General features: G+C 45.0%; 15 protein-coding genes. 8 read left to right on the forward strand and 7 right to left on the reverse strand.

Annotation, left to right across the window (positions count from 1 at the left end; translation table 11 throughout):
- The first annotated feature begins 1,040 nt into the window (after nucleotides 1-1,040).
- Together R7E00_RS06570 and R7E00_RS06575 are read left to right on the forward strand one after the other, a co-directional pair.
- Nucleotides 1,041-2,015 (forward strand): DUF1852 domain-containing protein, encoded by a 975-nt coding sequence (locus R7E00_RS06570; protein WP_025767248.1) that lies wholly within the window; start codon nucleotides 1,041-1,043, stop codon nucleotides 2,013-2,015.
- Between the two features lie 30 nt (nucleotides 2,016-2,045).
- On the forward strand, nucleotides 2,046-3,074 hold the full coding sequence (locus R7E00_RS06575; RefSeq protein WP_031780992.1) for a methionine synthase: 1,029 nt from the start codon (nucleotides 2,046-2,048) through the stop codon (nucleotides 3,072-3,074).
- Between the two features lie 1,007 nt (nucleotides 3,075-4,081).
- Here the strand turns inward: R7E00_RS06575 and R7E00_RS06580 are convergent.
- Both R7E00_RS06580 and R7E00_RS06585 read right to left on the reverse strand, forming a co-directional pair.
- The gene (locus R7E00_RS06580) at nucleotides 4,082-5,101 is read right to left on the reverse strand and encodes a DUF2955 domain-containing protein (protein WP_258481863.1); all 1,020 of its coding nucleotides are present in this window, start codon (nucleotides 5,099-5,101) and stop codon (nucleotides 4,082-4,084) included.
- A 9-nt stretch (nucleotides 5,102-5,110) separates the two neighbouring features.
- Nucleotides 5,111-6,175 carry an HlyD family secretion protein gene (locus R7E00_RS06585; RefSeq protein ID WP_054701263.1) on the reverse strand — a complete coding sequence of 355 codons (1,065 nt, stop codon included), beginning with the start codon at nucleotides 6,173-6,175 and terminating at the stop codon, nucleotides 5,111-5,113.
- Nucleotides 6,176-6,274: 99 nt separating this feature from the next.
- Between R7E00_RS06585 and R7E00_RS06590 the strand changes: the two genes are divergently transcribed.
- Nucleotides 6,275-7,135: a LysR family transcriptional regulator gene (locus R7E00_RS06590; protein WP_005376746.1), complete on the forward strand. Its 861-nt coding sequence runs from the start codon at nucleotides 6,275-6,277 to the stop codon at nucleotides 7,133-7,135.
- 150 nt (nucleotides 7,136-7,285) lie between these two features.
- Nucleotides 7,286-7,828, forward strand: coding sequence for a hydrolase (locus R7E00_RS06595; RefSeq protein WP_054701260.1), 543 nt, complete (start codon nucleotides 7,286-7,288; stop codon nucleotides 7,826-7,828).
- Nucleotides 7,829-7,867: 39 nt separating this feature from the next.
- Here R7E00_RS06595 and R7E00_RS06600 read toward each other — a convergent pair whose 3' ends face one another.
- Nucleotides 7,868-8,764, reverse strand: a complete 897-nt coding sequence (locus R7E00_RS06600; protein WP_262606228.1) for a pyridoxal-phosphate dependent enzyme — start codon at nucleotides 8,762-8,764, stop codon at nucleotides 7,868-7,870.
- Nucleotides 8,765-8,987: 223 nt separating this feature from the next.
- On the opposite strand from R7E00_RS06600, the gene R7E00_RS06605 reads away from it, so the two are divergent.
- Complete coding sequence (locus R7E00_RS06605; RefSeq protein WP_064354152.1) at nucleotides 8,988-10,226, forward strand: leucine-rich repeat-containing protein kinase family protein; 1,239 nt, start codon at nucleotides 8,988-8,990, stop codon at nucleotides 10,224-10,226.
- Nucleotides 10,227-10,330: 104 nt separating this feature from the next.
- Here R7E00_RS06605 and R7E00_RS06610 read toward each other — a convergent pair whose 3' ends face one another.
- A complete protein-coding gene (locus R7E00_RS06610; RefSeq protein ID WP_318124416.1) occupies nucleotides 10,331-11,611 on the reverse strand; it encodes a HAMP domain-containing sensor histidine kinase in 1,281 nt (426 codons plus the stop codon).
- On the reverse strand, nucleotides 11,608-12,285 hold the full coding sequence (locus R7E00_RS06615) for a response regulator transcription factor (RefSeq protein WP_005389368.1): 678 nt from the start codon (nucleotides 12,283-12,285) through the stop codon (nucleotides 11,608-11,610). Before R7E00_RS06615 ends, R7E00_RS06610 begins: the two co-directional genes overlap by 4 nt.
- 152 nt (nucleotides 12,286-12,437) lie before the next feature.
- Between R7E00_RS06615 and R7E00_RS06620 the strand changes: the two genes are divergently transcribed.
- Genes R7E00_RS06620 through R7E00_RS06630 form a run of 3 tightly spaced genes read left to right on the forward strand, consistent with a single transcriptional unit; the run spans nucleotide 12,438 to nucleotide 15,308 of the window.
- Nucleotides 12,438-13,478: a glycosyltransferase family 2 protein gene (locus tag R7E00_RS06620; RefSeq protein ID WP_020197904.1), complete on the forward strand. Its 1,041-nt coding sequence runs from the start codon at nucleotides 12,438-12,440 to the stop codon at nucleotides 13,476-13,478.
- A gap of 2 nt (nucleotides 13,479-13,480) precedes the next feature.
- Nucleotides 13,481-14,887 (forward strand): ArnT family glycosyltransferase, encoded by a 1,407-nt coding sequence (locus tag R7E00_RS06625; RefSeq protein WP_045412049.1) that lies wholly within the window; start codon nucleotides 13,481-13,483, stop codon nucleotides 14,885-14,887.
- Nucleotides 14,888-14,891: 4 nt separating this feature from the next.
- Nucleotides 14,892-15,308: a GtrA family protein gene (locus R7E00_RS06630; RefSeq protein WP_005376755.1), complete on the forward strand. Its 417-nt coding sequence runs from the start codon at nucleotides 14,892-14,894 to the stop codon at nucleotides 15,306-15,308.
- 134 nt (nucleotides 15,309-15,442) lie between these two features.
- Here the strand turns inward: R7E00_RS06630 and R7E00_RS06635 are convergent, their stop codons facing one another.
- The gene (locus R7E00_RS06635) at nucleotides 15,443-16,387 is read right to left on the reverse strand and encodes a hypothetical protein (RefSeq protein ID WP_005376756.1); all 945 of its coding nucleotides are present in this window, start codon (nucleotides 16,385-16,387) and stop codon (nucleotides 15,443-15,445) included.
- 3 nt (nucleotides 16,388-16,390) lie between these two features.
- Nucleotides 16,391-19,900 carry a T6SS effector BTH_I2691 family protein gene (locus tag R7E00_RS06640; RefSeq protein ID WP_262606218.1) on the reverse strand — a complete coding sequence of 1,170 codons (3,510 nt, stop codon included), beginning with the start codon at nucleotides 19,898-19,900 and terminating at the stop codon, nucleotides 16,391-16,393.
- Between the last annotated feature and the right edge of the window lie 80 nt (nucleotides 19,901-19,980).

The raw sequence follows: 19,980 nt of genomic DNA on the forward strand, positions 1-19,980 counted from the left end.
TATAATTATGGACAGGTTATAAATTCAAGCTCAATAAATGAGCGGTGAAATAGTGCATCTTGTTTTTTATTAAAAAAAGAAAAAGGATAGATTCGTGGGATTAATGTCTCATAGTTTTTAAATTCACCACTCAACTATAATAAATAAGAATTTGGTTATTAAGTCTTGTCTTTTTAAGTTATTGCTTAATTTTAATTTTCTAATGTTGTGTTGAGATTTTCTATTGATAAAAGTGAATTTTATAAATGTTAGCCATGTTATTTTTAGGGTTTTTGTTATACCAAATTAAGTAAAGTATCGTTATGTGGTTATCTCGGTTTTATGGGTTTAATTCAAATTAAAACAGTGGTTTATGTTTTTTTTGTTCTTATTTTTTTAGAGCTTAATATAATAGTTTAGTGATAAAGTCCGTCAATGAAGTTGCCATGTTCATGTATAAAGTTATATGTGCTTTTATAGTAGGAAATTAAACTTTACGTTTAAGATGGTAAAGATAGAAAAAGAAATAAATAAGATTATTAAATAATCATTTTTCGAGAATATAAAATGTAACGTACTTCTAATTAAACGAATGCTTGAATAAACGATGGAGTGTGAAAAGTGCTATTTAAGTTACGCTGTCCTATATTCCAGTTGGTGCCTTGTTCATACAATGCGTTTTCTCGGCTTAAACTGGTTTACGTACTGCTAATCTCTTATCCGTTTCTTAATTACACATATTGGCAATATGCTCGCCAAGTTACGTGTATTGGTGTCAATAAAAAACAGTATCTACGATAGCTCTCTCAGGGTTGGAACTGCCACTATGAATTTCCTTCATGTTCAATGTGAAACAATACCAATATTACTCAACTCGTGAAGCAAGTATAAAAAAAGGACTGCTCTGGTGTTAGGCACTGCGACGGTCGTTTTTTGTACGAACCGTTCGTCGTAAGTGTTGTGCAACCTAACGATTGGGAAAACCAAAAAACAAAAAATGTCCCCATGCACAGAGTTAGGAAAAGTCTGCTTTATCTAAGGAAATAGGATACCAACTCACGATGAATAACGATTTCACATTTGCTATCAAAAGCATTCGCTTTGATGAGAATTACCAACCATCAGACAACACGCGAATCACTACCAACTTTGCTAATCTGGCTCGCGGAAACTACCGCCGAGAGAATCTGCGCAATGCACTCCGAATGATCGACAATCGTTTTAATGCGTTGGCATATTGGGATAACGCGCAAGGTGACCGCTACTCCGTTGAACTTGAAATCATCTCCGTTGATATGGATATCCAAGGTAGTGGAGAAGCCTTCCCATCGATTGAAGTGCTCAAAACTAACATTGTTGACCACAACACTAACGAGCGTATCGAAGGCATTGTGGGCAACAACTTCTCTTCATACGTGCGTGATTACGACTTTAGCGTTTTGCTGTTGGACCACAACAAAAACCAGCCACAGTTCAGCATCCCAGCGAACTTCGGTGATTTGCATGGCAAACTGTTCAAAGCTTTCGTTAATTCTGAGTCTTACAAACAGCATTTCAAAAAGCTGCCTGTGATTTGTCTGAGCGTATCGGACAACAAAGTATACCGACGTACTGAAAACCAACATCCTGTTTTGGGCTTTGAATATCAGCCGAACGAATCTTCGTTGACGGAGCAGTACTTCAAAAAGATGGGCTTACAGGTGCGCTACTTTATGCCGCCAAACAGTGTTGCACCATTGGCATTCTACTTCTTCGGTGACTTGTTGAACGATTATTCAAACCTAGAGCTTATCAGTACGATTAGCACGATGGAGACATTCCAGAAGATTTACCGACCTGAGATTTACAATGCCAACGCGGTTGCCGGTAATTGCTACCAGCCAAACCTAAAAAACCTAGACCACTCGCTAACTCAAATCGTTTACGACCGAGAAGAGCGCAGCCAACTGGCAGTTGAACAAGGGAAATTTGCCGAGGAGCATTTCATCAAACCTTATCAATCTGTGCTTGAACAATGGTCTGCAAGCTACGCGTAATCGATAACGAGAATCTAGAAAGGAATTACGATGAAAACACTATTACCGACTTCAACGGCTGGGAGCTTACCGAAACCTTCTTGGCTAGCGGAACCAGAAAAACTTTGGTCGCCGTGGAAACTGCAAGGTGAAGAACTGATTGATGGCAAACGCGATGCGCTACGTGTCGCTTTGCAAGAACAAGAGCTGGCAGGCGTTGATATCGTCAGTGATGGAGAGCAAACTCGGCAACATTTTGTGACGACCTTTATTGAGCATTTAAGCGGCGTAGATTTTGAAAACCGTAAAACGGTGACCATTCGCAACCGCTATGAAGCAAGTGTTCCGACGGTGGTTGGCCCAGTAAGCCGCACAAAGCCCGTGTTTGTTGAAGATGCAAAGTTCTTGCGTCAGCAAACTAAGCAACCTATCAAGTGGGCACTGCCAGGCCCTATGACGATGATCGATACGCTTTATGATGATCATTACGGTAGCCGTGAAAAGCTGGCTTGGGAATTTGCGAAGATCCTCAACCAAGAAGCGAAAGAGCTTGAAGCGGCGGGTGTCGACATTATTCAATTCGATGAACCTGCGTTCAATGTGTTCTTCGATGATGTGAACGAGTGGGGCATTGCATGTTTAGAGCGTGCGATTGAAGGGCTGAAATGTGAAACTGCGGTGCATATCTGCTATGGCTACGGCATCAAAGCGAACACAGATTGGAAGCAAACGCTAGGCACTGAATGGCGACAATACGAAGAAGTATTCCCTAAATTGCAGCAGTCAAATATCGATATTATCTCGCTTGAGTGTCATAACTCGCGAGTGCCTATTGAGTTGCTTGAGTTGATTCGCGGTAAGAAGGTGATGGTTGGTGCGATTGACGTCGCTACTAACGAAATTGAAACGCCAGAAGAAGTAGCGAACACATTGCGAGAGGCGTTGAAGTACGTTGATGCCGACAAGCTTTACCCATGTACCAACTGCGGTATGGCACCTTTGTCTCGTGAAGTATCGACCGCTAAGCTCAATGCGTTAAGTGCGGGTGCGGAGATCATTCGTAAAGAGTTGGTGGGTTGATATTAATACTTAGGCTCCGCACCATGAACTAAAATTAGGGTCAATCTAGCGAGTTTAAATGAAAATAGGAATCGGATTACAGCTCGCTAGGAAATAGCGATAACTTTCGCACTTCAAAGCTCTTGGTGGGTAGATCCTGAATCACGCTCGTCCCTCGCTGTTCAGGATGACGGATGTTGGAAGATATATTGCTCGCCACAACCCTAGGTATTGGAGCAGCTTCAAGATAGGGCCTTTCCGGCGAGTTAAAACGAGACTAGGAATCGGGTTACTGCTCGCTAGGAAATGACGATAACTTTCGCACTTCAAAGCACTCGGTGGGTAGATCCTGAATCACGCTCGTCCCTCGTTGTTCAGGATGACGGATGTTGGAAGATACATTGCTCGCCACAACCCTAGGTATTGGATCTGCTCCAAGAGAGGGTCATTCCAGCGAGTCTAGACGAGAATAGGAATCGGATTACAGCTCGCTAGGAAATAGCGATAACTTTCGCACTTCAAAGCTCTCGGTGGGTAGATCCTGAATCACGCTCGTCCCTCGCTGTTCAGGATGACGGATGTTGGAAGATACATTGCTCGCCATCCCTCAGGTATTAGAGCAGCTCTAAGGTAGGGTCATTCCAGCGAATCTAGACGAGACTAGGAATCTGATTACAGCACGCTAGGAAATAGCGATAACTTTCGCACTTCAAAGCACTCGGTGGGTAGATCCTGAATCACGTCCGTCCTTCGCTGTTCAGGATGACGGATGTTAAGAGATACGTTACTCACCTACCCAACTATTTGGCTTGTATTCAAATTTGGGTCATTCCAGCGAGTCTAGACGAGACTAGGAATCTACTAACAACTCACTGGAAAATGGCGATAACCTCAGAACTTCACAGCACTCGGTGAGTCGATCCTGAACCACGCTCGTTCCTCGATGTTCAGGGTGACCGTTTTAAATAAAAATGCCGCTCACAGTAAAGTGAGCGGCATACATTTCCCGTTTCCAGCCTCGGCCAGATTTAATTCAACTCTACGTTCTTAATCTCAGGATGCTTTAGCAACATCACACGAATCCAGTGATGCACCACCCACATCACCATCGCGGTGAGCAGAACCGCAACGAAAATCGAGCTGAAACGGTACAAGATCGAAAAGAACGCGTCTTTTTGTTCTGGCACCAACGAGGTCGTCAGCGGAACCGATAGGGCAGACATGGCAGAAAACGCGATAGCCGCTTTAATTTGCCCCTTGGTGAGCCACAAGCAGAATGGCCCCATTGCAATGGTAAAGGCGAGCCAAAAGAGTAGCCCATGCCCATACCAACTGCCCAATATCAGCTGAACAGCCATCCCTGCGATGCAGCCTAGTGCGGTGCCGATGATGCGAATTTTTGCCATGGCGAGCGAGCCCGCTAAAGTCATTGGGGTTAGGATGATCAAAATGGAAGCTTGTGCGGATAGCGAGTCATATAAGTCCGCTACTTGGAATACGATAAACGCAGCCATCGCCACTACCCAACCCATAGCAACTTGGCTGATGTAGTCAATATCGCTTTTTACTGGGGTCGACATCTCAAGGTGCTCGGCGGGGGATTTTGGCTCCGGGAACAACCAATACGCGAATGCGCAAACAAAAATATTGCTGAACGCCATCACCCACATGTTGACATTGAACTCTTCAATATCCATGAAGTTATAGCTGGCAAAATTCAACACAATTGAACCCACTAACAGCCCCATGTAACCAAACAAATAGGTTTTCTGGTTCATCATTGCAATGCACTTGAACAGCATCATGATTCCGACGGCTACGATCATTAATGTTGGATGAAACTGCAAGTATTCCAGCAAAAATGTGGCTTGTATGGTTGTCCACACCGCAGAGAAAAACACGATCAATAAAGCCGAAAGATTAAAGTTGTCCATTCTGCCCAATATAAACAGCGGCATCATGATGGCAAAAAATCCGTAAGACCAACCGAAGATCATGCTTAGCGCGAGCCCTAAAGAGCAGCCGAACCAAATTCGTAAGGTTTTCATTGTCGCCGCCTAGTAAATGAAGTGGAACCAGCTTGCGAGGTGAATCTGTGCTTGCGCCATCAACTGCCAGAAAATGCTGTTGTCTGGGTACAAAACAATGGTAGCGCGAGAGCCGACAAACAGTGCTGGTGGTAACTCTTCGCTGCTGGTTAGGTTCACTCGTGTACGCTGCGCATCACGTACCCAGCGGTTGTTCGCTTCCACTTTGGTTAGTGCGCCATTAGGCGTTTGTTGTGCGGCTGCTACACCGTAATCGCGGCTAGCTAAATCAAAGTCGTACACCGAGCCTGGGTTGGCATCAAATGTGACCAAGGCGTGGAAAGTCTTGTCTACGTTCGCGACGGATTTTTCACGAAAATCAGCGGCTACCCAAAGTGATCCAGTTGGTACAAACGTCAGCAATGGCATGTTGGTGTTTGCCGTCGTGCCAACTTCTAGTTGCAGGTTGGTCACGACACCATCACTGGGAGCGAGTACCGCGGTATTTTCCAAATCAAGTTGCGCCTTTTCGATGCCGTTTTTGGCAATTCGAACGGCGGTGCTTTGACCTTTTTGATCGCCTAATTGCGCCTCAATGACTTTTAAGTTTTGTCGTTCCGCTTTAAGCGCTGCACGTGATACCTGATTTTGGGCAAAGGCATTATCGAGTGTCGATTGAGAGATGACTTTCTGCTTCGATAGTGTCAGTAAGCGGTTGTACTCGCGGTGTGCATTATCAAATGTCGCTTGTGCGCGGGCAATATTGGCAAGAGCGGCTTCGCGTTGAGAATACAGCGTTGCTTCTTTTTCATAAGCGGATTGCAGAGACAGCTCCGCCTGTTCAAGTGCTATCTTGTATTTACGATCATCAATCGTAAACAACACATCGCCTTTTTGAACGGACTGGTTATTCTCGATGAGAACGTCGGTCACTTTACCAGATACCTCGGGCGCGACTTGGACAACGTATCCTTGCACTCGTCCTTCGGTCGTTAAGGGGGCGTAGCGGTCAGCAATGATAATGTACAAAAATAGTACGATGAACAGGACAATCAAAGTTCGCATCCAGTGTTTGAATTTTTGGTCAGCCGTCATTACAAGTTCCGTTAAACATATTGGATAGCGGATTATAGAGAAGTCACTCACAATTCAGTAGAATGATAATACGAACATAAATGACCTAAAAATAGGACAATGAACGTTAGTTTTGATGATATTTATCTATTCACTCAGACGGTGGTTCACGGCGGTATAAGTGCAGCGGCAGAGGCGAATCAACTACAACGCTCAAAAGTGAGTCGTCGCCTGCAAGAATTAGAGAAATCGCTCGGGGTACAGCTTTTGATCCGCACAACACGCAGCATAGAGTTGACGGAGCACGGGAAACGCTTGTTTGAGTTGGTGGGGCAGCCTATTGACCATATTCAGCAAGGTTTAAATGCCATGCACGAATATCAACAAGAGCTGACGGGCAAGGTGCGTTTAGCCATTCCTTCCGCATTGATGAGCTCTGCCGCGTTTAACGCGATCATCACCGAGTACACAACGCGGTATCCGGAGATTTCGGTCGAGATTGAAAACCATCAAGAGAGTGTCGATCTCAAGCGTCAATCGTTTGATTTACAGCTTCTTCCGAGCGTGGTCAAAGTCACCGATGACAGCTATGTGCAGTTCAGTCTTTTGCCTTATCGTAGTCACTTTGTTGCGTCAAAAGCCTATCTAGAATCGCATCCGCCAGTAAAAACGGTGGAAGATCTTAAGCAGCATCGCCTTTTAACTAATCGTTACAATGCCGATTTGCTCGATTCAGATTTGCATGTCGCGTTGCGATCGGACGATCTCAACTTGCTGCGCTCGATGGCGATAGCAGGAAACGGCATCGCGTTTATTCCACAAATTCATTCCAAGCCTGCATTGCGAGATGGTTTGTTGGTCGAGGTGCTGCCTCAATTCGCGCATCCGAAGCAGCATCTTACTCTGATTTATCCCTCGGCCTTATTTCTGCCCAATAAAGTCAAAGCCTTGATTGAACTAATTCGAGAGAAATTTAAATAGTCAGTTCAAACCACTCTTAACTAAGAGCAAATGTGTGAGCGAAGGTCATCTTTCTAGGTTTTAGTGCTCTAACATGAAAGGATTCTGATACATTAACTATTGCTCAACTTGTTGAGTATGGTTTGTGGTCGCACAAGATAGGAGATGGAAATGTTATCGAAAGGAAACACGGGCCTGATTGTGGTGGATGTTCAGGGCAAACTCGCTACATTAATGCATGAAAGTGACGCTCTGATTGAAAATATCACGAAACTGGTAAAGGGCGCCAAAGCACTAGATTTGCCTATTCTGTGGCTAGAACAGAATCCAGAAAAATTGGGCCCAACTGCGGAGCCGATTCGTGAAGTGCTTGAAAGCACGCATTTACCTATTACCAAGTACACGTTTGATGGTTGCAAAGAGGCGACGTTTAAGGTCGCGGTGGAGAACGCGAAAGTTGATACCTGGTTGGTTTGCGGTATTGAATCCCACATTTGCGTCTATCAAACCGCGGTTTCTCTGCGCCAGTCCGGTTATCGCGTTGAATTAGTCACGGATTGTGTATCTTCCCGAACCGCTGCCAATAAAGCGCTCGCTCTTGCGAAGTTAACCGCTAACGGTGTGGTGCTCACTGGGTTAGAAATGTGTTTGTATGAAATGGTCGAAGATTGCCGAGCACCTGAATTCAAAGAAATTCTGGCGCTCATCAAATAGTGGAATCACTGTAATCAGCAACAACTTTATTTGAACACGCTATTCAAATTCTCGTTGATATCTTGGCAACATCGACTCGTTGCCAAGTAACCCGCCTTGGTGAATATAAATCACCGTTTTATCTGTGTTCTCTTCCAACCAAGGGGTGAGGCATTGCCACATATACGGGTCGTATAACAGGTCAAATTCGAGGTCGGTTTGCTCAAAGAGTGCTTTCCATGTGATGTAATCTTCTTCGTACAAGCGACCAAAATGGTGTTTGTTGCGCACGGTTAAAATGGTTGGGTGGCTGTTTTCACAGAGCTGGTTGAACTGCTCAGTTAAGTAATCTGCATCGCCTACGCAAGGGCAAGTTAGCACTTCTATGCCGTGTGGGCTTAAATGTTTATGAAGATATAAAGCCGTCGTGCCAGTACCTGATGGCAGGGCGACCGTAAACTGCTCTTTACCTCTCAATCGCGTCCAATCAAGAATTTCTCGTGCTAACTGTTTGATGCCAGCTTCAGCGACGTGGGAACGTCCACCCTCTGGAATCAGCAATGTCGACTCATCTACTCTTCGTACCTGGTGGATGTATTCACTAGGGTGGAGTTCGCTACCGATGTCTCGCATGGCGGTGATTTTCATACCCAAATCGAGAGCGCCGCGATAGTTTCCGATGGGGGAGCTTTTTAGCCAAGATGGAATGTGATGAACATAAAACTCAAATGCCCAACCTTTAATCTGGGCGAGAGCTGCTAGCGAATACATCGCGTTGGATTGAGCAGAGCCGTAACTGATGAGGGTTTTGATGTCGCTGTTTTGCGTTTCCATCAACGCCATAAACTTACGTGCTTTGTTCCCAGAAAAGTGAGAATGCAGCATGTCGTCACGTTTAAGGAAAAATTTGTGCCCATTAAAGCTATGTTGGGTGATAGGACTTTCTGAGAGTTTCATGTCGATGCTGACGGAATAAACCGTGTCACCTTTGCCATTTAAAAAGGGCGCGTAGTGTAACGCCATTAAACCCAGATAAAAAGTCTGTGTTTCAGTACAACCATTTCGGTTATTCCTGATGTTTTGACGCGCTTTTACTGGGGCTGTAATGCAATGGCTCGCCTTTCTGCTTCAAGCCACGTAAACTACGCCGCTTATTTCAACTCAATCAGAAGGCTTGGTTTTGCAAACTCTAGAACAATTAAAAACAGGACAATTAGTAGGAACGAAACAACTGAAGTTGGCAGAAGGGCTAACTGAGTTTCCTATGGAAATTTTAGAGCTTGCAGAAACGCTTGAAGTGTTAGATTTGTCTGGTAACGCACTGTCAGATTTACCACCAGAGTTGGAACAGTTGACCAAGCTAAAAATCATCTTTGCTTCCAACAACCAGTTCACCCATCTGCCAGAGGTCTTGGGTAAATTGCCAAACCTTGAGATGGTTGGGTTTAAAACCAACAAGATTAAAGTGGTGAGTGAAGCCTCACTACCAACTCAGTTACGTTGGTTGATTCTGACCGACAACGAGATTGAAGTTCTGCCAAACAGTCTGGGTGAAAGACCACGCCTAAGAAAGCTTGCATTGGCGGGCAATCGCATCAAACAACTGCCAAACAGCATGGAAAACTTGGTCAATTTAGAATTGATTCGTTTATCTGCGAACCAGTTAGAGCACTTCCCGGATGTGTTGATGAAGCTGCCTAAATTGGCATGGTTTGCTTTCGCAGGTAACCCATTCTGCAAACACCCATCTTCGTTAGACAGTGTGCCGAAAGTGACGACAAACAGTTACTCGCTTAATCATGTTCTTGGCCAAGGTGCGAGTGGTGTGATTTCTCATGCTAACTGGACTGACGCTCAATACGACTTCCCGAATGAAGTGGCGGTGAAAGTGTTCAAGGGCGAAGTGACCAGCGACGGCTACCCACATGATGAACTTGAAGCATGTTTGCAAGCCGGGCATCACAACAACTTGGTGAAATCCATCGCGCAAGTGGATGACGGTAATGAGCTTGCTTTGGTGATGGAGCTGATCCCAAACTGTTACTACAACTTGGGTTTGCCACCAACGTTGGAAACTTGCACCCGAGATACATTCCCACAAGGTTTTACGTTGACGGTCGAGCAAGTCAATTCCATTGTTGAGCAGATGGTGGACGTGTTTAATCACCTGCACGACAACAAGGTGTGCCATGGCGATTTGTATGCGCACAATACTTTGGTTAATGAGCAAGGTGAGATGATCTTCGGCGATTTTGGTGCGGCGAGCATTTACGGTTACTTATCGGACGAACAGCAAGCGGCAATCCGAACCATTGAATCTAGAGCGTTGAAGTACTTTATCGAAGATATGTTTTCTGTGTGTGAGGCGTCGGAATCGGCATCGCAAGCATTCAATCGACTAGCAGCGCTTGCAGCATAAGATTTCATTCAATCGAAATTAAAAAGAGGTATCGAATTGCTCGTTTGATACTTAGCAAAGTAGATACCTCTCAATTGAATTAGGCGCTGAGGAAGTTACTCTGATCAAGCCTCTTGATGCTCTGACGCAAGATTAATCACCGCCTCACAACCACCTTCTGGATGTGTACCAATCTTAAATTGCCAGCCATAGCGTTGGCACAAATCGTCCACAATCATCAAACCTAATCCGTGCCCATCAGAATGTGGAATGGTCGAAAAGCCTTCACCTTCATCGCGCACCGAGATGGTGTTTTCATCCATATTGATATGAATTGATCCCGAAGGTGTCGCAGCGATGCCGTTGCGAATCAGGTTGCCAAGAATAATGGTCAACACGGCATTGGTCGCGCGCGTTCTAGGGTTGCCGTCGATCTGTACATCAAAGCTGAGTGCTTTCTCATCCGCCTGAGCTTGGCTTTGGAAGATGATTTGGTTGAGTTCTTCTTCGGTGATGCTGCGCACTGGTGAATCATCTGCATTACGCTCGTAACGTACTAAGCCGAGTAGGGCATCCACCATGGTCGACATCTGCTGCGTTGCATCCTGAATTCGGTGCACTTGGCGGGTTTGGAAATCCGTGTTCGCACTTCTCGCCAGTAAGCTGCTTGAGCCTTTCATCACGGTTAACGGTGTACGCAGTTCATGACTCGCGTATCGTGCAAAGGCTTGCTCGCGCTTGATGACTTGGTTGATTTTGTGGCGGTACTCATTCAACTCATCCGCAAGGGTTTGGAACTCTTTGGCTGAGCCCTCAGGCACACTAAAGGTCTGCGTGGCATCGCCTTGGTGATGATCGAGTTGGATTTTAAGCGCATTGACGGGTTCAATCAGGCGCTGTGATAAACGCAGCAGCAGGCTACCAAACAGGAACACCAGCACGGCGACAATGGACAGCACCATTGCGACGACGAGAATGAATTCCTCTGAGGTGATCTCGATTTCATCAATCAAGGAAACCAGAATCACCGGATGCTCAACGCCTTTATAGGTGTAGGTGCTCATGTAAACCATGCGCGAGTATTCACCGTCTTCTACCTCATCAAGAAAGTGCTTTTGACCAATCAGGTATTTTTGGTAGCGCTCGGCAACCAATGAGATGTCGTTGTATGCGGTGGTGAGCAGGTCAAGCTGAATACTACCTTGCTCTGGGTGGGACTGGAAATGTTCAATCGCTTCTTTTTTGTCGACCATAATACGACGCTCGCCCACGCGGTCTTCAGACCAAAGCAGGGAGCCGGTAATCAACAAAAAGCAGAAGATGCCAATCACGACCGACACAAAAGAGAAAAACAGAGCGAGTCGCCCTGTCATACTTTGTGTGCTAGCAAGTAAGCGATTGATCATGCACCAGTCTCCAATCGGAAGCCAACTTTCGGCACGGTGATAAGCACATGTTGTTCAAATGGCTTATCAAGTTGGTTGCGAAGTTGGTAAATGTGGCTGCGCAGAACGTCGTTGTTCGGCTCGTTCTCTTGCCAAAGTTGGAAGGCGATTTCTTCGCGTGTCACCACATCTGGTGCGCTTTTCACAAGCATTTCCAGAATGGTGTAAGTGGTTGGGTTTAGCGCTAGCAGTTTATCTTGGCGGTAAGCTTTACGCGTTTTTTGGTCGATAGAGACTTCACCGTATTCCAACTTACTCGATGCGACAGTGCCACGGTAACGGCGGATCAGTGCCATCATGCGCGCTTCTAGAATATCAAGATCGAAAGGTTTAGTCAGGTAATCATCGGCACCGTGTTGGAAGCCTTTGAGCATATCGTCACGGCTATCAAGTGCCGTCAGCATAAGCACTGGTGTGTTGTTGCCCGCGTCGCGAAGTTTATTACACATGGTCAGGCCATCCATGCGTGGTAGCATGAGGTCGAGCAGGATGATGTCGAAGGTGTTTTCCATCGCCAGTTTCAAGCCGAGCTCACCGTTGTCTGCATAATCGAGTTCCATACCTGCACACTCAAAATAATCGAACAGCATGCCTGCGATTTCTCGATTATCTTCGACTAAAAGTACGCGTTTCATGTATTTCTCTCCAAGTGGGCGGGTTTTCGAAAATAAGACTTCGTCTTAACCGAACATTATTCACTAAGAACGTGAAAAAGATGTCAACAACATCTCTTTCACATTGATGTTTGTAGACTGGATTCATTCATCGGATTTAGTGGAAGAGTAGCATGTCAACCTTCAACATTCACGCTGCAACCTTTTCAAAGGTGAGCCAACACACTGAGCCTAAAACAGTTTTGTCTGTTGTGGTGCCATTCTTTAACGAACAAGAAGTCTTGCCAGAATTTCATCGTCGTTTAGCCGCCGTTTTGGATGAAATGCCAGAACGCTGTGAAATCGTCTATGTCGACGACGGTAGCAAAGACGACAGCCTAATGATCGCGCAAAACTTTTCTCAATCTTCTAGCGACGTTCGTTGTATTGCATTAAGCCGTAACTTCGGCAAAGAGTCCGCCATGAGTGCGGGTCTGGAACACTGCCAAGGTGAAGCGGTGATCGTGATTGATGCCGACTTGCAAGACCCGCCGGAGTTGATCCCACAAATGGTATCAAAATGGCGTGAAGGGTATGACGTGGTGAATATGCAGCGCAGCGAACGCCACGGTGAAACTTGGTTCAAACGCTTCTCGGCCGCTTGCTTTTACAAAGTGCTTAATAGCATGGCGAAATTGGATGTGCCGGAGAATGTGGGCGATTTCCGTCTACTGAGCGCAAAAGTGGTTAAACACATCAATGCGCTACCAGAGCGTAACCGATACATGAAAGGCATCTTTTCTTGGCCGGGTTTCAAGCAAGTGACGGTTCAGTTTGAGCGTGACGCTCGTTTCTGTGGTGAGACCAAATGGAACTACCTCAAGTTGATTGGCCTTGCAATGGACGGCATTACCTCGTTTTCCATTCGTCCTTTGCGCTTAGCGACACTTGCCGGTGCATTGGTGGCGTTCAGTGCCTTTATCTATGGCGCATTCATAGTGATGAAAACTGTTGTGTTTGGTGAGCCTGTCACTGGCTACCCATCCATGATGGTCGTCCAACTTGCCTTGGGCGGTGTGCAACTGCTGTCGATTGGCCTTTTGGGCGAATACATTGGCCGCATTTTTGTCGAGACCAAGCAACGTCCTCTTTATCTTGTTCAGTCTGTTTACGAGCAGCCTGCAAAACATCAATCCATCCAAACCATGAAGTTTAAATTGGGAGAAACCGCGTAATCATGAGTATTAATAAAACCCATCTGTGGTTGTTGTTGGCGTTTGCTCTTTTACTTCGTCTTATTTCACTTGCTGCCTACCCTTTGATGGACACCACAGAAGCCCGCTACGGCGAAATGGCGCGTTTAATGGTGGAAACAGGCAATTGGCTTACCCCACAGTTTGATTACGGCGTGCCTTTTTGGGGGAAACCACCCCTGTTCACTTGGATGAGTGCTTACGGCATTGAGCTGTTTGGATTGAATGAATTTGCAGTGCGCGCGCCTCATTGGTTAGCGGGTGTTGCGACGATTGTTTTTGTTGCTTTCATGGCGCATCGCGCTGGCTTTAATGCAGTCATCGCAGCGTTGGTACTGGCGACGTGTGGCATCTTTTCAATTGCTGCGGGTGCGGTGATGACAGACATGGCGCTGACGTTGGCAATGACGATGGCGATGGTCGGCTTTTACTACTGCTGGCTTGGCAAAGACAAACACAGCCGATTGTGGGGTTACCTCGGTTTCTTTGGTTTGGCTTGTGGATTATTAGCAAAAGGTCCAGTGGCGATCGTGATCATGGGCATCGCAGTGTTTCCTTGGCTTGTGATTCAGCATGGTTTCTTCGGTGCCTTCAAAGCCTTGTGGCAGCGTTTTCCAATTGTATCGGGTTTGGCGCTTATGCTGGCGATTGCTCTGCCTTGGTACATCATGGCAGAAATGGCGACGCCTGGATTTATTGATTACTTCATTGTTGGCGAGCACTTCAAGCGTTTTGTTGTCAGCGGTTGGGAAGGGGACCTGTATGGCTCTGCTCATGATCAACCACGTGGGATGATCTGGGTATTCTGGCTGCAATCGGCTGCGCCTTGGTCAATTGTATTGCCTATCTTGGCTTGGAAACGTCGTAAGGTACTCAAAGCTATTGAAACCGATCATCAAGGTTTATTTAGCTTCCTGATGTGTTGGCTGATTTCTCCAATGATCTTGTTCACCATGGCTGGGAATATTCTGCCTGCTTACGTATTACCGGGTGTGCCTGCGTTGGGTATTTTGATTGCAATGCTGGTGGATAAACACGATTTCAAATGGTTGACCGGAACGGCAGCGGTGTTGCCAGCCCTGCTTATGATTGCGATGTTGGTTTTGAATATGGGCAAAGCAGATAGCCGCAGCGACCGTATAATCTTCGCGCAAATTAATGACAACGCTCCGGTCTTTTACATTGGTAAGCGCCCGTTCTCAGGTCAGTTCTATAGTCATGGTCAGGCGAAAAAGCTTGAAGATAAGAATGACTTAAACAATCTGAAGAAATTCCACCTGATTGGTAAATCGCAGCAAGTGGATAGCATGATTCATGAAAATGCGTTGAGTTGTACCAATGAGTTCACAGCAAAATCGAAACGCTCACTCTACACCTGTGTGGTTGGATAACGGAATGCGCAAATTACCAAAATTTGCTTCGCTGGAAAGGTTTGCTTCGTTAACAAGGTTTGCTCTGGTAGGTGGTGTCGGCTTTATGGTCGACACCATTATCTTTTCTGTGTTGTTCCATTGGCTTGGTCTGGAGTTGATGCTGGCTCGTGGGATAGCATTTTTGTTTGCGGCAACCACGACTTGGCTTGGCAATCGCTGGCTGACTTTCTCTCAAGCAGAAAAAACCAACCCTTTCGCTCAATGGCAAAAATTTATGGCGAGTGCCTGTATCAGTGCTTTGCCGAACTTTATTGTGTTCAAAGGCGTAACGCTCTCGTTAGGGACGCAAGGAGTGATGGTCTATTTGGCTTTGATCTTAGGCATATTGGTAGGCATGGTGAGTAACTATTTACTCAGTGCAAAATGGGTGTTTAGTTGAGGATAGAAAGGTTCGGGCTTACTATCCTATCCTCGAGTTAAAAATTCGTTATTTGAACCAATTTTTCTTTTTGTACATCAGAGTAAATCTAAAGCTTTTCATGGGGGGATGTAAAAAGGTAAACAAGCCAAGGTTTATACCTTGGCTGCCGTTAGTTCAGATTTTGATTGTTCGATTTCAGACTCGGTTTGCCACTTGCCGTTATATAGGTACTCTCGCTCTGGGAGCGGGGCATTTGACGCCCTTAAATCAAATACCTCATCGGTTTGATATTCTTTATAACAAACTGGCGTACCAAACAGTCTAGCCTCTGGCTTAGCTTCAAATAGCTTTTTGTGGTCGGCGACTTCTGTACAGTCAAGCTTATATTCCGTGGCTAGCTGATTGACCATAGACTCTAAGTCAGACACAGTTTTGAAAAATACGTAATAGTGGAATCGGTTGTGTAAGCGTGAAATCTTAGTATGTTCTATATTAATATATTCGCATGTGTCATGCTTAAAAAAGAACTTAATTACTTTTCTTTTCTTATTGTAATCAGCAAAGAGCCAGTCTTCACGTTCTCCGACCCTCACTTCTGTTGGTTCATCAGGCTGACGTTTAAGCATACCAAATGAAACCAATATAAAGCCACCGGCTCCGACAAGAACCATCGGTCCAGCAACTCCAACCATCACGACACAAACTATTGCTCCAATCCAGCCCATGACTTGAGCCGCGGAGTTTACCCAATTCGGTAAATTACGTCGTTTTTTTATGACTAACCCGCGATCGGAGAAGGTGTAATCATACCGATTGTCCAAACCAAATGTCAGATAAGACACACCAGACATGATTATCGTCAGCCCCGATAAAATGTAAGTTAAGATCATTTCACTACTATCATGTAGGAAATAGGTAAGGAAAAATAATGGACTGACAGCAGCTATAGCAATTGATAGGTATAAGTATCGAAAAGGCTCTTCAATATCGTGCTTATGCCAGACTGTCAGATTCATCCCGTTAAGAATTTTTTGCTCCTGCTCTTCTTGGTATGCTGAAAATTCTTCTGGGGTAATATAGAAAGGTAAATAAGCCAAAGGTTACTCCTGTAAGCTAAGTTCACTATTAATCGAAGATAATGAACTTCTGATCGTTGCTTGTTTGGTATTGTCTGAAATTGCTGTATAAGTTGCACGCTGTTTTGCATTATTTTGGAACCAGTACTTACGGTTAAATTCGCTCTTCTCATCAAGAATGTATTCTATCTCAAATGCTAAATATTTAGCCGAGTCTTTCATTGGTAAAGTCAATTTATAGACACTTTGAGAATCTGAGGAATCTGTTGAACTATCCAACGTTTCTAGATCTACTCCAGTGTGCCAAGCTCCCGACCCCAGTCCTCCCTCTGTTACAGAAGTATTTGTCCGAAGTTTTATTCCATCTCTTGCTGTATTGGTGGGAACTTGGATATGTAGCTCAATACCAAACAATTCTTGTTTTGCTGCCGGATACTGTGTTGTTGAATTCGGAACGGTACGCATCAATGGTATTTGGCAGATCAAAGGTTTATCCATTATGGTTTTTAACTCAAAAAGAGCCTCTTGCACTAAAGAGGAATTATGCTTTTCTCTCTCTACCAAGCTTGAGGATTGACTCCACAGGGCTTTATCTGGGTGATAGCCCCAAGGAAGTTTATCTAACCACTTTTGATAATCATCTTGTTTAAGTTTACTCATTATATGATTACTAAGAAGGTAAACTGCAGTAAGGCCCATAATGACAAACATGATCGGACCTCCAAACAGAATATTTGCAGACCAAATCCCAGTTAATCCACCGATAGCTTGAAACCCACCTACAAGTGTCAATCCAACTAAAGATGCAAAGTTGAAGTATTCGACAACTCTTGCGCTCCCATGTAAACCGTCTATGTTCTTCCATGAACGATAGGCCTCTATACCCGAAGCAAGAGCTCCAATAACTCCGGTCACAGCTAGCCATTTATTGAATACCTTTAAGTCATCAAGGATCAAGTTATCAAAACCACGGGCATTATTATTTACTAACTCTTTTAATGCTTTATATGAATGTGACCTTAACCTAGGTTCACCCTTCACTTTCTCCCATAACTTACCTGTACGAACACCTGTCCAAGCGTTGACTGTGTAAAATAACTTTTGCTGGATATCCAAAAATTCATCTGAGGACATTAACCCCGTGTCTTGAATACTGCTCATGGCATCACCAAGCGCGATGCAGTTAAATATTAATGCCAGAAAGCCTAGACCACCGGCATTCTCGAACAGTTTATTCAAATCATTGAGCTTATTCATCACGATCCGCGTTCTAAGCTCGATGGTTCTTTGAGGTAGATCATCAGGTAACTCAATGTACTGCGGGTACTCCAATGTAGCTACAGCGAGAGCCTTCTTAATAGTCTTTTTATTTTTTAAAGCTGTTGTGTATTTAGAGTCAGCTTTGCGGTTATTTTTCTGGAAGTCAGCAATGATTGCATCGTTTTTTTCGAGCTTAATCAGATAATCATTTACGCGTGTTTTCCATTTTTTAAAATCGTGAGCGTAACCTTCTTTTATTGTTACGGGCATATTGTGTGCCATATGTTCTGCAATAACGGCAAATAAATAATAGCTATGACGGTTCAGAGGTTTAGCGAAAACAGGCATCAGCGAAATTGATACTTGTGAGGTCATGCTAACACCAAACTCTACAACGCCTTTTGCAAGCGCACCTATTGCAGATTTAAAAATAATATCCAGCTCTTGGAAACCTTTGGCGATATCTTTGAGAAAGGCTGTTTCCGCAGTGTTTGGGTTGGAAACAAAGTCCATGATCTTAGAGTACATATTCACGCGGTTGCTTGTATCAGATATCTGGTCCATCAACTGATTATCAGGTTCAGGATTGTCTGAGACGATCGACTGTTCATCAAGCGCCTCTGTAATATTCTTCTCCATCACTTTAAATAAACTACGACTAAACCCTGAGGCATAGAGAGCAAGTAAACTGGTTGGTTTCTCCCATTGGCTTTCAGCCCATTGGCGGTCTTCTTCTTGTATCACCAGAGTAAATGACTCAACGGCTTGCTTGTGCAGTTGATACAAGCTGTACTGTGTGTCTTCGCTGTATAGGTCGAAGGTTCTTTCGAGATGATGCGGCGTTAAGGACTCCATTACTGCGATAAAGTCGCGTTTGACCGAAACCACTTGGGCTAGCATGGTTTCTTTTTGTTCTGACAGCTCTTGCATCTCGCTCAGCATTTGCTTCCAGTTGAGCTGCTGACGCCAGCGTTCAGTCGCTATCCATTGTTCGTATTTACCAAAACGGCTCGCAGAAATTCGATATTTGTCCTGTATCGCTTTAGCAATGTCACTTTGGGTATGTTGGTGTGATTCAATCGCTCCAGCGGAAAATTTAGCAGGATAGCCGGACTGAACTGAGCTTTTGTTCTGCTCTGCCAAATCAAGTTGGTGAGAGGAGTCATAATAGTCAGCCATGTCGGTATAAAACGACAGCTCTTCGCCGTTACGCTTAACGCTAGCTGGCATGTCTATCTCGTCACTTGCACCAAACATACACAGTTGCATGGCGGTCTGCATCAAGTTCCACTGGTTTGAAAACTGGTCAGTGAAAAGGCGGTAAGGGCTTGCGGCACCAATAAAATGCAGTGACATATCTTGAATGTCTGCGGCGTAATCTTTTATCGCGACGAAGTAGCCTGATTCTTCTTCTGGAATCGCAGAGGTTAAATCGCTTTCGACTGCGACAGGTTTAAAGACAGAACCATCTTCATCTGCTTTGGTGGCGATGCCAGAATCCGCAAAGCGACCATCATCGACGGCAGAAGATTCAATATCAGCGACTTGGGTTAACTTATCTATTGGTGCAATGTTGTGCTGATTCTCGTTTGAGGACAGAACAATGGTTTGCATGCGATCGATATGATTACTCGGATTGTTAAGTACGCGCATGAACGTGTGCCATGTCCACCGGTGCTCAGAGAAGCAAATCGATAGTACGCTTCCGTTGACGTAAGTAAGGAAGGGCTTTGCATCTTGTGGTGTCCCACGCTGCTCTGATTTTGGGCTTTCTGATTCTCCCAACTTATAGAGCGTGAATTGCGTTCCTTTGATTTCGTATTCGTCTAAGCTTTTGTTGATTGCATCATAGACATACAGCCAACCGTCGCGCAGTTGACGCAGGGTGTAACCAACGGTATTGAGTTTGGCTGGGCCTTGGCCTTTCCATTCTTCAGGCAAACCAAAAGGTTGTGTCTCTTCTGTTTCTAGCTGATCGATGGCATAGCGGACTGGGATAAAGTGCGCAGGTGATGCTTCCGTTGCTTCTTTCTCAGTTTTTAAATTGAGAGGCTCTGGTTCAGACGGCGGTGGCGGATCGATTTTTTTTGTTTCTCCCTCCCAAAACATACTGCGCTCTGGGGGGGAGCCAGCAAGATCATCGGATTCCGTGGTTGGAACGATATTCAGCGATTTCAGTGTACCATCGCTTTCAAATGCCTGAACGGCCTCCTCATAGGTATAGCTGTTGTCATACCAGAACATAGAAGTTTTTGGGGGAAGTGGATTATTCATCGTTAGCCCATGTTTAAGAGTTTTATTCTATTACGCAAATATCGCACCAAAATAAAGCAATTAAAAATCAATGAGTTAGA

Origin of the sequence: Vibrio sp. Vb1755 (assembly GCF_033338635.1) — a bacterium.
Lineage (GTDB): Bacteria > Pseudomonadota > Gammaproteobacteria > Enterobacterales > Vibrionaceae > Vibrio > Vibrio alginolyticus.